Annotated in this window: 12 protein-coding genes and 2 tRNA genes; 5 read left to right on the top strand and 9 right to left on the bottom strand. The window is 62.1% G+C overall.

Features of this window, described 5'->3' with window-relative positions:
* Window positions 1-209 precede the first annotated feature (209 nt).
* Complete coding sequence (locus tag AB1Z34_RS04690; protein ID WP_016422305.1) at window positions 210-995, top strand: TetR/AcrR family transcriptional regulator; 786 nt, start codon at window positions 210-212, stop codon at window positions 993-995.
* Between the two features lie 63 nt (window positions 996-1058).
* On the opposite strand, the gene clpX is transcribed toward AB1Z34_RS04690, so the two are convergent.
* From clpX to AB1Z34_RS04665, 5 genes are all read right to left on the bottom strand, one after another.
* On the bottom strand, window positions 1059-2321 hold the full coding sequence (gene clpX, locus AB1Z34_RS04685; RefSeq protein WP_042388518.1) for an ATP-dependent Clp protease ATP-binding subunit ClpX: 1263 nt from the start codon (window positions 2319-2321) through the stop codon (window positions 1059-1061).
* Window positions 2322-2493: 172 nt separating this feature from the next.
* Window positions 2494-3123: an ATP-dependent Clp protease proteolytic subunit gene (locus tag AB1Z34_RS04680; protein ID WP_005511517.1), complete on the bottom strand. Its 630-nt coding sequence runs from the start codon at window positions 3121-3123 to the stop codon at window positions 2494-2496.
* A gap of 40 nt (window positions 3124-3163) precedes the next feature.
* Entirely contained in the window at window positions 3164-3736 is a 573-nt protein-coding gene (locus AB1Z34_RS04675) for an ATP-dependent Clp protease proteolytic subunit (protein WP_016422302.1), read from the bottom strand.
* Between the two features lie 141 nt (window positions 3737-3877).
* The gene (tig, locus tag AB1Z34_RS04670) at window positions 3878-5341 is read right to left on the bottom strand and encodes a trigger factor (protein WP_147580936.1); all 1464 of its coding nucleotides are present in this window, start codon (window positions 5339-5341) and stop codon (window positions 3878-3880) included.
* Window positions 5314-5390: transfer RNA gene (locus tag AB1Z34_RS04665), tRNA-Pro, on the bottom strand. The genes tig and AB1Z34_RS04665 overlap by 28 nt, the downstream gene beginning before the upstream one ends.
* Window positions 5391-5953: 563 nt before the next feature.
* On the opposite strand from AB1Z34_RS04665, the gene AB1Z34_RS04660 reads away from it, so the two are divergent.
* Both AB1Z34_RS04660 and AB1Z34_RS04655 read left to right on the top strand, forming a co-directional pair.
* Window positions 5954-6028, top strand: a tRNA-Gly gene (locus AB1Z34_RS04660).
* Window positions 6029-6214: 186 nt separating this feature from the next.
* A complete protein-coding gene (locus AB1Z34_RS04655; RefSeq protein WP_042388516.1) occupies window positions 6215-6427 on the top strand; it encodes a hypothetical protein in 213 nt (70 codons plus the stop codon).
* 38 nt (window positions 6428-6465) lie between these two features.
* On the opposite strand, the gene AB1Z34_RS04650 is transcribed toward AB1Z34_RS04655, so the two are convergent.
* From AB1Z34_RS04650 to AB1Z34_RS04640, 3 genes are all read right to left on the bottom strand, one after another.
* On the bottom strand, window positions 6466-7986 hold the full coding sequence (locus AB1Z34_RS04650; protein WP_147580935.1) for an alpha/beta fold hydrolase: 1521 nt from the start codon (window positions 7984-7986) through the stop codon (window positions 6466-6468).
* Between the two features lie 260 nt (window positions 7987-8246).
* A complete protein-coding gene (locus tag AB1Z34_RS04645; RefSeq protein ID WP_016422298.1) occupies window positions 8247-9554 on the bottom strand; it encodes an MFS transporter in 1308 nt (435 codons plus the stop codon).
* Window positions 9551-11074, bottom strand: a complete 1524-nt coding sequence (locus tag AB1Z34_RS04640; protein ID WP_016422297.1) for a glycoside hydrolase family 1 protein — start codon at window positions 11072-11074, stop codon at window positions 9551-9553. Before AB1Z34_RS04640 ends, AB1Z34_RS04645 begins: the two co-directional genes overlap by 4 nt.
* Window positions 11075-11450: 376 nt before the next feature.
* Between AB1Z34_RS04640 and AB1Z34_RS04635 the strand changes: the two genes are divergently transcribed.
* Window positions 11451-11684: a hypothetical protein gene (locus AB1Z34_RS04635; protein ID WP_016422296.1), complete on the top strand. Its 234-nt coding sequence runs from the start codon at window positions 11451-11453 to the stop codon at window positions 11682-11684.
* 146 nt (window positions 11685-11830) lie between these two features.
* The gene (locus tag AB1Z34_RS04630) at window positions 11831-12712 is read left to right on the top strand and encodes a hypothetical protein (RefSeq protein WP_016422295.1); all 882 of its coding nucleotides are present in this window, start codon (window positions 11831-11833) and stop codon (window positions 12710-12712) included.
* A 16-nt stretch (window positions 12713-12728) separates the two neighbouring features.
* Here the strand turns inward: AB1Z34_RS04630 and AB1Z34_RS04625 are convergent, their stop codons facing one another.
* On the bottom strand, window positions 12729-13346 hold the full coding sequence (locus AB1Z34_RS04625; RefSeq protein WP_016422294.1) for a DJ-1/PfpI family protein: 618 nt from the start codon (window positions 13344-13346) through the stop codon (window positions 12729-12731).
* Window positions 13347-13398: the final 52 nt, after the last annotated feature.

Genomic DNA, 13398 nt, shown 5'->3' with positions numbered 1-13398 from the left:
AATCAATTCGCTGCCCACTCTAATGCGACTACAGAATTGGCGCAGACGGGGGCGACGGGCTCAGGCCAATTCTGAAAAACGGATAGCATTAGGCATGACTTACGGTCATGTACTCATTTCACTAGAAAGAAGTCCGCGACCGAGCAATTTCACCCCCGTTAGATAGCCAAAACCCCGTAGTCGCCCTCTAGTCCAAGCAAAGGATTTTCATGAAGTCTCCAGGCTCCTCTGATGCAATCCCCCATGCAGTCTTGGTGGCAGCACTTCAAGAATTCACCGCAAAGGGGTATGCAGATGCCCGTTTGGATGCCATTGCTGCCGCCTCTGGTGTCTCCAAGCGCATGCTTCACTACCACTGTGGTGACAAGTTGGGACTCTACAGGGCGACGTGGGCACATGTGCTGGAGACCGTAAGGCCTGACGACGACGACCTGCGCCCGCACTCCAATGTGCCGGTGGAAGCCCTGCAGCATGTGGTCGGTGTTATCTATGACTACTTCTCGGCGAACCCGCTCGCCGTGCGGTTCATCATCCAGGAAAACCTACATCCGGTCCTGCCGCTAGAAGGCGTGACTGGGCTTGGTGGTCAGAGCCCAATTGTTTTGGAGTTTGACCGCATCTTGTTGCTCGGTCGCGATTATGGTGCATTCCGCACTGATATTTCCGCACTTGATCTTTATATTCTCGTGCTGTCGCTGGCCACCTTCCCCACCCTGCACCAGCGGACTTTTGAAAACCTCTACGGCATTGAAATGCAGTCGACAGTGTTGTCGGACAAGCTGCGTGAGTTCGCTCAGGACACTGTGACCAGCCTGTTGACGTCCTCGCCTCGCAACGAACCGGGCAGCTCGTACACTTCCCTGCTGGCCTCCCATGGCGCCAACTCGTCCGCGCTTGGCGCAGAGGTCTACGGCGATCAGCCCAACCCAGAGACTCAAGACTTGACTACTGACGATGCCCCGGATTACCGCGACATCTACGGCATGGACGACTAGGGCTCCATACAGACATCAAAAACCCGGTTAGAGCGGCTACTCTAACCGGGTTTTTAGCTACCTTTACGCAGTCTTCTTATCCTCGCTGCGTTCAACGAGTTCCGGCGCTGCACCGTCCGTGATGCATTCCTTGTGGACAATGACCTCCGCGACGTCGTCACGCTCTGGTACCTCGAACATCACGGGAACCAGGATCTCTTCCATGATGCCGCGCAAACCACGGGCGCCGGTATTGCGGCTAATCGCCTTGGCAGCAATGGCGCGCAGTGCCTCATCGTCGATGGTAAGGCGCACACCGTCCATGTCGAACAGGTGCTGGTACTGGCGAACCAGGGAGTTCTTCGGCTCGGTGAGTACACGAACCAGCGCGTCCTCATCGAGGTTGGTGACCGATGCGATAACGGGAAGGCGGCCAATGAACTCGGGAATCAGGCCGAATCGAACGAGGTCCTCCGGCAGCACGTCGCGGAATGGATCCTTCATGTCCTCGTCGTTAGCCGAGGTGACATCTGCTCCGAAGCCCAGGCCCTTCTTGCCGACGCGCTCCTGAACGACCTTTTCCAGACCGGCAAACGCACCAGCGACGATGAACAGGACGTTGGAAGTGTCGAACTGAATGAACTCCTGGTTCGGCAGCTTGCGCCCACCCTGCGGGGGCACGGCGGCTACGGTTCCCTCGAGAATCTTCAGCAGCGCCTGCTGCACACCTTCACCGGAGACATCGCGAGTGATGGAAGTGTTCTCGGACTTGCGCGAAATCTTGTCAATCTCATCGACGTAAATGATGCCGCGCTGTGCCTTCTCGACGTCGAAATCAGTAGCCTGCAGCAGCTTCAGCAGGATATTCTCCACGTCCTCGCCGACATAGCCGGCCTCGGTCAGGCTGGTGGCGTCAGCGATCGCGAACGGCACATCCAGCTTGCGGGCCAACGTCTGTGCGAGGTAGGTCTTGCCGCAGCCAGTCGGCCCCAGCAAGAGGATGTTCGACTTCTGCAGCTCGACGTCGTTGTCCGACTTGGTCTCCGCAGCACGAAGGCGCTTGTAGTGGTTGTAGACCGCTACCGCTAGGGTGCGCTTAGCCATGTCCTGGCCGATGACGTACTCATCGAGGAAGTCTCGAATTTCCATCGGCCGCGGCAGGCGGTCGTCGTTGCCAGTTGCCTCGCCGCCGGTGTTGAGCTCCTCTTCGATGATCTCGTTGCAGAGCTCGATGCACTCATTACAGATGTACACACCAGGTCCGGCAATCAGCTTCTTGACCTGCTTCTGACTCTTTCCACAGAAAGAGCACTTCAGCAAATCCGCACTTTCTTGCATACGCGCCATGAGGCTCCCGCCGCCGCCTTTCCGCTTCGTTGCCAATAATTGCTTCAGACCAGCCTACCGTGAGTGTGCGCAATTACCGGCTTCCACGCCAGGGCGAGGCGAATTTCACGCAATCTCGCTCGGCGCTTTACGACGGCCAGTGCGCAGCACTCCAGAGAGACCATGTCCCCTTTTAAGCGTTGTGCTTGCGGTACTCGAAGACCTGGTCGATGATGCCGTACTCGACGGCCTCTTCAGCGGTCAGGATCTTGTCACGATCGGTGTCCTTGCGGATCTGCTCTGCAGTGCGACCGGAGTGGCGAGCCAGAGTCTCCTCCATCAGCTTGCGCATGCGCTCGATCTCGTTCGCCTGAATCTCCAGGTCGGAAACCTGGCCCTGGATACCCTGGGTGGCCGGCTGGTGAATGAGCACGCGCGCATTCGGCAGAGCTGCGCGCTTACCCGGTGCACCCGCAGCGAGCAGGACGGCTGCCGCGGAAGCAGCCTGGCCCAGGCACACCGTCTGCACGTCGGGACGCACGTACTGCATCGTGTCGTAGATGGCCATCAGCGACGTGAAGGAGCCACCTGGGGAGTTGATGTACATCGTGATGTCACGATCCGGGTCCAGCCCCTCGAGCACCAGCAGCTGCGCCATGATGTCGTTAGCGGCGGTGTCGTCGACCTGGGAGCCGAGGAAGATAATGCGCTCTTCGAAGAGCTTGTTGTATGGGTTGGATTCCTTAGCACCAAAGCTGGAGTGCTCCACGAAAGAAGGAAGCACGTAGCGCGACTGCGGCATCTGCATATTGTTCATCTCCATGTTGATTAAATCGCCTCTAATTATTCGCTACTGTCCGCTTTTAGCGTGCGGTGTCCTTGAGGGCGGTTACGACGTGGTCAACCAGGCCGTATTCCTTAGCCTCAGCCGCGGTGAACCAGCGGTCGCGGTCCGAGTCTTCCTCAATGCGCTCGACCGGCTGACCGGTGTGCTGCGCGATCAGACGAGCCATCTCCTTCTTGGTGGCAGCGAACTGCTCAGCCTGAATGGTGATGTCGGATGCGGTACCGCCAATACCTGCAGACGGCTGGTGCATCATGATGCGGGCGTGCGGCAGCGCGTAACGCTTGCCCTTAGCACCTGCGGCGAGCAGGAACTGGCCCATGGAAGCTGCCAAGCCCATGCCGTAGGTAGCCACGTCGCACGGAACGAACTGCATGGTGTCGTAAATGGCCATGCCGGCGGTGACGGAGCCGCCCGGGGAGTTGATGTACAGCGAGATATCCGCCTCCGGGTCCTCGGCTGCCAGGAGCAGCATCTGACCGCAGAGCTTGTTGGCAATCTCGTCGTCGACCTGCTCACCCAGCCAAATAATGCGCTCCTTGAGCAGCTTGTCGAAAACCGTGTTCGTCGACATCTGGGCGTTATCGCTCATCTGTGTACTCCTTTTTCGTACGTGTGCGAGTTTTGTCGTTCATTAGAGGGTAACGAAAAGGGCCGCCCCTTTGTTTCGGGAACGGCCCTTGTTCGCTATAAGCGTTGCGGCATGAGGAACGCGCCGCGCTAATTGCGGGGCTTACTCAGCGGAAGTGTCCTCAGCCTTGTCGGACTCAGCCTTCTCAGCCTCCGGCTCGACCTCACCGAAGTACTCGTTCAGGTCGATTTCGTTGCCCTCGGTGTCCTTGGCGGAAGCCTTCAGGATCGAGGTAGCCAGAGCCTTGCCGCGGCGAACGTCTGCGAACAGGTTGCCGAGCTGGCCGGACTGCTGAATCTGCTGGATGAACTGGTTCGGGTCCATGCCGTAGGACTGAGCAGTGAACAGGATGTGGTCGGTGAGTTCCTGCTGGGAAACGTCCGGCTGGATCTCCTCAGCCAGTGCATCCAGGAACAGCTGGGTGCGAACAGCTTCCTCAGCGGACTTCTTGGAGTCCTCGTCGAACTGCTCACGGGTGGTGCCCTGTGCCTCCAGCATGGAGTTCAGAACCTTCTCGTCGCCGCCGAACTGACCCAGCAGCTGCTGCAGCTGGCCCTCGACCTGCTCCTTGACAACACCCTCCGGCAGAGCGATGGTGGTCTGCTCCATAGCGGCAGCCAGAACCTTGTCGCGAACCTGCTGAGCCTGCTCACCCTTCTTGGTGTTCTCAACCTGGCGAGCCAGGTCTTCCTTCAGCTCATCAAGGGTGTCGAACTCGGAAGCCATCTGAGCGAAGTCGTCGTCAGCTTCCGGCAGCTCGCGGACCTTGACGGACTGAACGGTAACGGTGACCTGAGCGTCCTCGCCCTCGTGCTCGCCAGCAACCAGCTTGGTGGTGAACTCCTTGGACTCGCCCTGGGACAGGCCGACAACAGCGTCATCCAGGCCGTCAATCAGGTCATCGGAGCCAACCTGGTAGGACAGGCCCTCGGTGGAGGCCTCTTCCAGCTCTTCGCCGTCGATGGTGGCGGACAGGTCGATGGAGACGAAGTCGTCCTTCTCAACTGCACGCTCGACGCCGGTCAGGGTGCCGAAACGAGCGAGCAGGTTCTGCAGCTCAGCCTCAACAGCTTCGTCGTCGGCGACCAGCGGGTCAACCTCAACTGCGATGTCCTCGAACTTCGGCAGCTCAATCTCCGGACGGACGTCGACCTCAGCGGTGAACTCAACGAGCTCGCCGTCTTCCAGCTTGGTGATGTCGACCTCAGGCTGACCGATAACCTTCAGGTCCTCCTCGCGAACGACCTCGTCGTAGCGGGACGGGACCATGTCGTTGAGCACCTGCTCCAGGATCGGGCCGCGGCCGAAGCGGGCCTCAATCAGCTTTGCCGGTGCCTTGCCCTTACGGAAGCCCGGAATCTGGACCTGCTGAGCCAGTGCCTTGTAGGCGTTGTCGAACTCTGGCTTCAGCTCGTCAAACGGGACCTCGACGGTAATCTTCACTCGGGTCTCATTGAGCTTCTCAACGGAAGACTTCACTGGTGCACTCTCCTGCAACTCGATGATTAATTCATAGACCACGGGAGTGCCCGTGATACTGGTCGGGGTAGCGGGATTTGAACCCACGGCCTTCCGCTCCCAAAGCGGACGCGCTACCAAGCTGCGCCATACCCCGTATGCGTCATTCGAAACCTAGCAGAAACCCCTTTGGAGCATCTGCACCGGGGCCCTCATAGGCGCGAAATCGCGTTTCCACAACGGACCCGTATAGATTTACCTGACGATTAATGAAATCACAAAACCACGCGTTCAACCAGGCTAATGCTCTGTCTGAAAACGCTTTACGACGCCATCGAGAGCCAACCTGCCAACTACTACTGGTTTCATGAAATCCATGCATATCACCGGGCGTTTGCATCTCCTCGGCACTGCTTTTGGCGGCCTCGTTTGCTGCAAACACTCCATTCGTCGGCCGACCCTCCAAAGAAGCCGCCTAAAACGACTGCCCCTTTGTTGAGTCGTGTGACAGTGTAATCAACGGCTATACGCCTGTTTCACATACCCCACGTTGCTTTAGTTTCATTTTCTGTTTTTCCCGGCCACAGCCACTTTTCTTTAAAGCCTTCGAGAAAAACCTGGCATCGATTTTTGTATGTGCGCTTTAACGGGTTAATATGCCTTGTACCAAGACACAGTCTGGTGGAGGCGATTGCGCATCTAAGCCGGATTTCTGTCTATGGGGATGTCGTATAGTGGCTAATACCTCAGCCTTCCAAGCTGAAGACGCGGGTTCGATTCCCGTCATCCCCTCCATGTGAAAGCACCCTCCGGCCAGCGTCGGAGGGTGTTCTTCTTTTTGACGGGATCCGTCCCGAAATCCGCCACAGGCATGTCACGACCGCGTGCGCGCGTCACGGTTTCATACAGCGTCGGTAACAAGTCGGTGGCACTGTCATGTCGGGTCTTTTGCCGTCGTCACGCACAACTAGTCCCGGCGGCATGAATCCTCGCATCATCGACAAGGACACCGGCGTCGAGCTGTGGACCGTCGCCGAATGCGCGGAGTTCACCGGTACCGCGCGCGGCACGTTCGCCAGCTATGCGGGCCGTGGCAAAGCGCCGGTGCCGGCGGCGAAGCTCCACGGGCTGAACCCGCGGAACTCCGACGACGTGCGCGAGTGGCAGAAAGGCCACGAGGCGAAGGGCAAGTAGCCGGCCCAATCTCGGACCGGTCAGCCCGGCATGACCGGTCAGCCCAAGTAGTGGGCGGCGACGACGTTGGCGATCTCGTCGGCGTCGTTGTGGGCGACGAGCACGCCGTGGCCGTGGCCCGGCAGCTCGATGAGCTCGCCGCCCATGACCGCCTGCATCGCGCGGCCGCCCGTGCCGGTCACCGCCGCATCGCGGTCGTAGTGGAGCAGCAGCGGCTTCGACTCGAGGGCGTCGCCGCTGAGTTCCACGGCAGCGCCCTGCCCCGGCCAGCCGAGGCATAGCTGCCCCGACGACAGCGCATCGGCGTTGAGGCGGAAGATGTCGCCGCCGGTGAACTGGTCGAGGTACGTGCGGGGAATGCGGGACGGGTCGGCGGCGGTGACGTTGTCGTTGCAGATGATCGCCCGCTCGATGGTTCCCATCGCCTCGGTCTGCGCCATCATGTCTTCCGGGGTCACGCCCTCGGGTAGTTCGGGGGTCTCCACCTCGCCGGTGACCACGGCGTCGGCGATGTCGGGCCACATGCTCTCCGAGTACGTCGCCACGAAGGTCTGCTGCAGCAGCACCGACTGATTGCCGGCGCCGGGGCGCATCAGGTTCGCCGCGAAGGAATGGCTGCGCCACGCGACGGGCAGAACGCCGTCGGCCAGCTGCATGAACGCCTCCGGGTCGTCGGCGAAGGCGGCGGGCACGTCGCCCACCTGCGTCGGCGGCGGGTAGACCTGACCCGGCGCGCCAACCTCCTCGTTGATGCGCTGCGACCAGCGCGCGTACACCTGCAGGGCGGTGGTGCCCAGGCCGTACTCGTCGTCACGGTCGGCGATCCACTGGAACATCGCGTTGAGAGCCTCGCGGCGCCACGGTTCGCGCGAGTCTCCGAGCCGAAAGTAACGGTCGGCAGGATCGACCGAGGAATCCAGCACCATCCGGCCCGTCTTGTCCGGGAACAGGGTCGCGTACGTGCTCATCAGATCCGTGCCGTAGGACAGGCCGTAGAGGTGCATGACGTCCTGGCCGAGCACGTCGCGGACATGGTTGAGATCGCGAGCGGTGTTCTCCGTGGTGATGGTCGCCGCGTATCCCGTTTCGTTGGCTTCGCAGGAGGCGTACATCGCGCCGACCTGCCCGGAGAGCAGACCCGTCATCGGGATGTCCGCCACGTTGCAGTTCAGCGGGGTGCCCCAGGCCAGGCCGCGCGGCTCGACGGCGATGAGGTCGAAGTGCTCCCGGACGGCGGTCGGCATCCTCACGGCCTCGTCGGAGAACATTCCCAACGCGTCGCCGCCGGGGCCGCCCGGATTGCCTGCGATGACGCCACGGCGCTCCCCCGTCGCCGGAACCCGGCTGACAGTGAGGGAAATCGTCGCGCCCTCCGGGTCGGAATAATCACGTGGCACGTCGATGTCCGCGCACACGGTGCCCGGCGCGGTCATCGCCGCGGTCGGGCACGCGCCCCAGTCCAACCCGCCGAGATCGGCCGGACCGGCGGAGCCGCCGGCCGACGCCTGCGGCACCGACAGCAACGTTCCCGCCAGCGCGAGCGCCGTGACCGGGGCCAACGCCCTGCGGACGAAGGACGTCCGGGACGACGGGGCCGCTGAGACTCGGCTCGCGGACCGGGCCTCGGCACCGGTCTCCACAGAGGAGACGGCGGGGGACGCTGCGCCGAATGCGGCGGGGGACAACTTCTTCGTGGGGCGCACGGGGATAAACACCTTTCATCGACTGCAACGAACGGTATCAAACCGTAACGCCGACCGCACGCCGTTCAAGGCACGAAGATTAGGGCACCGGAGGCACGCTGTTCAACGCACGGAGATCAGGGCACGGACCGCACCCGGTACACCAGCACCGCACCGACGGCGGTGAGCGCGCCCGCGAAAACGTACAGGCCGGGGTACCCGCCGAGGTTCGCCAACGCGAAGGCGGCGAGCACCGGGGCGGCCATGTTCGGGCCGGCGACGGCGAGGTTCATGACGCCCACGTCACGCCCGCGCTCATCGGCCTTGGGCAGCACCTGGTTGATCAGGGCCTGATCGACGGCCATGAACACGCCCCACGACAGACCCAACAGCACCGCCGCGCCGACGACCATGGCGAAGCTCCCGGCGAACGCCATGATCGCGCAGGCCCCGGCGACGCCCATCGACGACAACGCCACGAACACCCGGCGCTTGCCCATCTTGTCGGACACTTTGCCCGACAGGATCGCGGTGACGATGACGCACAGGGCATACGCGCCGGTGAGGACGAGCACGCCGGCATCCGGATCGGGGTGGCCGATGTGATCGCGCAGGTAATAGAACAGGTAGAACAACGCGACCGAGTTGCCCGTGGTCACCAGGAACCGGGCGATGAACACCCACGTGAAGTCGCGGTAGAGCCCTCCGGGCACCTCGGCGACGGCGGGCACCACGGCGTCAGCGTCCCCGCCGGCGTCGTCAAGCACCGGAGATGCGGCCGCCTGCGACCGCACCCGGGACACGTCGCGGAAGCCCGGCAGGAACTGGCCGATGAGCACCAGCAGCAGCGCCGCGGTGACGATGTACGCCAGCCCCAGGTCGAACACCGTGGCCACGACGGTGCCCAGCACCACGCCGAGGGTGTACGTCAGCCCCAGCACACCCGAGACCACGCCGTACTGATTGTCCGGCACCGTATCCGGCGCCACCGCCTGGGCCGCGTTGATTGACGCCGCGATGGCCAGCTGGAACACCGCCCACCCGATGGTCAACGCCATGAAGCCCGGCGCGGCGCCCAGGAACACCAGCGACCCGGCCGCCGCCAGCCCGCCGAAGAGGATCCACGGGGCGCGGCGGCCCCAGCGCGTGTCCGTGCGGTCCGACAACCACCCGGCCAGCGGATGCCCGATGATGGAGAAGAACCCGCCGACCGCCATGAGGAGCGCGAACTTCTCCTCCTTCTCCCCCGGATGCCAGATGAGGATCTGCTGCGCCAACAACAGCTGCGTCGGCGCTGCCCACGAGATGTTCTGCCCCAGGTACAGCAGGCCGTACCGCACGATCCAGCCGGTGGTCACCGGCGTGCGCTGGGCGGGGTCGGCGGTGAAACGCCCGACGTCGGAGATGGCGCGTTCGGAGGAGCCGGCGTGTTCGGAGGAGCTCATCCCTGCACCCCATCCGGCTCCGGCGGCTGCGCCCGCACGTTGGGGTCGGTGTGTTCGTCCGCGACGGGGTAACGACGGCCTGCGGTGTAGCGCCGGTGCAGCTCCGGGGTGATCCGCCCGGTGCGGGCCAGCTCGGCCAGCAGGCGGCCCGACGGCTTCATCGTCCGTTCCTGCGTCTCGTAGTCCAGGTGGACGATACCGAATCGCGGCTCTTCGCCGTCGGCCCATTCCCAGTTGTCCACGAAGCACCAGTGGTACCAGCGCTCGATGGGCACGTCCGACTCGGCGATGGCCCGCAGGTGCTCCAGGATGAACCGCGGCCGGAACGACTCCAGCCTGCGGTCGGCAGCCCCGGCGTCCGGGTTGGCGTAGTCCCCGGCCGGATTCGTCTTTTCGACGCCCGCGTCCACGCCACCGACCGACAGCTCCAGATCGCCGAGATCGCAGGTGCCGTTTTCGGTGATCCAGACCGGTCCGCCGAAACGCTCGTTCAGGTCGCGGGCGCATTCGACCAGGCCCTCGGGGTGGATTTCCCACCCGAGGTCGTTGACCGGAGCCCCGACGAAGGTGCCGTCGTCGAACTTGTCGACGGCCGTGCGCGAGTAGTAGTTCAGGCCCAGGAAGTCGTGGTGGCGGCCCGACGGCAACCCGCGGCCGACCTTCGCCCCGCCCAGCAGCGGATGGAACTTCCCCGCCAGATGCGCGTCGGCGACGATGTCCTGGAACAGATGCCGATTGATCCGCGCCAGGCCGCGGTGGATGGGGTTGCGCGGATTGCGCGGCGCGAACGCCCGTGCGTGGTGGGCGATGCCGACCTTCGCCCGATCCCCCTGGATGCCGTGGATGACCTCGTAACCGCGGATGTGGGACACCGCCATGTTGCGCAGCACGGCCATCGTGTCGCCCCACGAGCGGTTGCCCGGCGGGCCCGAGCGGAACATGTGCGCCTGGGTGGCGTACACGTTCGGCTCGTTGACGGTGATCCACTCGTCGACGAGGTCGTCGAGCGCCCGCACGGTCGTCTCCGCATAGCGCAGGAAAGCCGCCGGCGATTCATCGGAGGTGAAGCCGCCGCGCCGAGCGAACCAGAGCGGATTGACGAAGTGATGGAGCGTCACCAGCGGACGAATCCCCTTGTCCCGCAGGTCGGCAATCTCCTCACGGTAGCGATCCAGCACCGCATGGTCGAACTCCCCCGGCCGCGGTTCGATACGCGCCCACTCCACGCCGATGCGAGCGATGGGCAGACCCAGCGACGCCATGAGCTCGTTGTCCTCCCGCCACCGGTTCCAGTGGTCGGTGGCGCGCAGCGGGGTCGAACCATCGGCGATGTTGCCGGGCTCGCGGGCCCAATCGAACCAGTCGTTGTTCTCGTCACCGCCCTCGATCTGCCCGGCGGCCGACGCCGTGCCGATCAGCAGACCCCGCAGATCGACGTCGTGATGCAACGGCTTCGCGAGCGGCGACGTGCGCGGCTGAGGATGGAGAGTTCGGTCATTGGCAGGCACATTGGTTGACATGCCGACATCCTATGTCACACATCACGCCTAGTTTTTGGTTTTCAAACAAAATGTTATGGGTTTCGCGCGTCGACGGGGTCGTCGTAAAGCAACCGAGTAGAGCAACCGGATCGTTCGCGAAAAATCCGCTCCCCCTGGAACGAATCGGAGCCCCGGCCCGTTGTTGACGATGTCCCCCCCCCAAAAAAAATCAAAAATCACGTTAGGAACCCCACTTGTCAGCCTTCTAAGCTGAAGACGCGGGTTCGATTCCCGTCATCCCCTCCACGCAACCGGGCGCATTGCTCCCGGTTTTTACTTTCTGAGCCGACGTCCGGGGACCAGAAATTCTTCTGACCTCTGTTCAGGATCCAGTGCTACGGGTACTCTGGGCACCATGAAGCCCACCATTATCGATGCCGATACTGGACACGAACTATGGACCGCGGTCGAATGCGCTGCTTTTTCCGACACCGCACGTGGCACTTTCACCAGCTACGCTGGCCGCAAGAAGGCTCCTGAACCCGTCGCGAAGCTTCATGGGTTGACCCTGTGGGATTCCGAAGAAGTTCGCGCATGGCACGCCAATCGGAAGAGCCGCACCAAGAGCACCGACTCCGCCGAATCATAGATACCTACCCATACCCAATCATTTCCTGGTTCCCGAGCTACATCTGTCGGACAGATATGTAAGCTCGGGAACTTTTTTCGCTCTACATGCGTTATCTCAAGTAATTACAAGCAGTACCCGCAATTTCCTTTTTGGAGGCCTAGCCCATGGGGGCTTTAATCCTGATCGCGATCACCGTCGGCGGCGCAATTATCATCGCGTCGATGGCTCAAAACCGCTCTAACAGGGCCTTTGATGCTCGCCAGAACAATCAATTGGAAGACGCCGTCGCAGACGCCCGCCGCTGGATTGAGCGACTGGGCTCACAGGTATTGAACCTGGCTGGCACCGATTCGGCTTCCACGCAGGCTCTTGCTGACGCATCCGAGCGCTACAATGCCGCTTCCTCGCAGATTTCTACTGCGCGCACCCCGGCACAGGCGCGAATGGCCCGCGAATCGGCGCTGGAGGGCCTGCACTACATCAATGCGGCTCGCGAAATTATGGGCCTGCCGGCGGGGCCGACACTGCCACCGCTGGAGGGGCAGAAGGCCGCTGGTTCTGTGACCGAAACTCGCACCATTGAGCACGAAGGCCACTCGGTTACCGCCTCTCCATACGCCACCCCGGAAACTCCGAACTACTACCCCGGTGGTCGTGTCGCTGGCCGTCCGGTTCCGGCCGGTTGGTACTCCGAGCCATGGTGGAAGTCCGCGCTCCGCACCGGTGTCTGGACCGCAGGCTCGATGCTGCTGTTCTCTACCCTCTTCCACGGTATGGCCGGTGTTGCCTACGGCGCTGATGAGTTCGCCAGCGGCATGGGCACCGGCGCTGACGACTTCGGCGGCACCGAGGACTTTGGAGCCGAAGACTTCGGTGGCGACGATTTCGGTGGAGATGACCTTGGCGGCGACTTCGGTGGCGGCGGTGCAGATGCCGGTGACGCAGGCGACGGCGGAGGCTTCTTCGACGGCCTCTTCGGTGGCGGCGACGGCGGCGGCGACGGCGGCGGATTTTTCGACGGCGGATTCGACGGTTTCGATATTTAGAAAAAGCCCGGCGCCGCTATTTCGCTAAATCCGCAAAAGGATCGACAGTGCCGTCTGTCTGAGGCCGATACTCAATTTTTCTGGCGGCGAATCGACCAGCTTCCTTGCCAAGGATGCTGCTAATTAAAGCAACAGCCATATCCATACCTGCTGCGACTCCTGATGAGCTCCAGCGATCTCCGTCTTCAACCCATCGAGCCGCTTTCACCCACGTCACTTCGTTTCCGAACGAGGTAGCCCAATCAAAAGCCAACTTATTACTAGTTGCCCGCTTTCCTTCAAGAAGCCCAGCCGCAGCAAGCAGTGCGGAACCTGTGCAAACCGATGCCACTAACCGCGCCCGGGATCCGAGGTTGTTGAGCCAGTCCAAAAACTCTGCATCGTCAACTAGTGTTCTACTCCCGGCTCCACCAGGAACTAGAAGAATATCGACCGTTTCGAGGTCAGTGGCACAACGTGTGGCGATAACCTGCGCCCCCTGAGCGCTGGTTATCGGACCAGCAATGTTGGCGACATATTCGACCTCAATCTCTGGGACATGGCCAAAAAGGCCAACCGGTCCAAATACGTCCAAGAGCTCGAACCCGGGGAATAGCACAACAGTTACTCGGCGATGCGCTTCTTGATTTGTCATACGACAATTCCTACTCCGTCTACACATGAAAAAAGGTCTGGTCCCAGAGTTT

Source organism: Corynebacterium sp. 045007, assembly GCF_040743205.1.
Lineage (GTDB): Bacteria > Actinomycetota > Actinomycetes > Mycobacteriales > Mycobacteriaceae > Corynebacterium > Corynebacterium jeikeium_D.
Note: the sequence above shows the minus strand (reverse complement) of the source record. Positions and strands in the feature narration are given on the sequence as shown.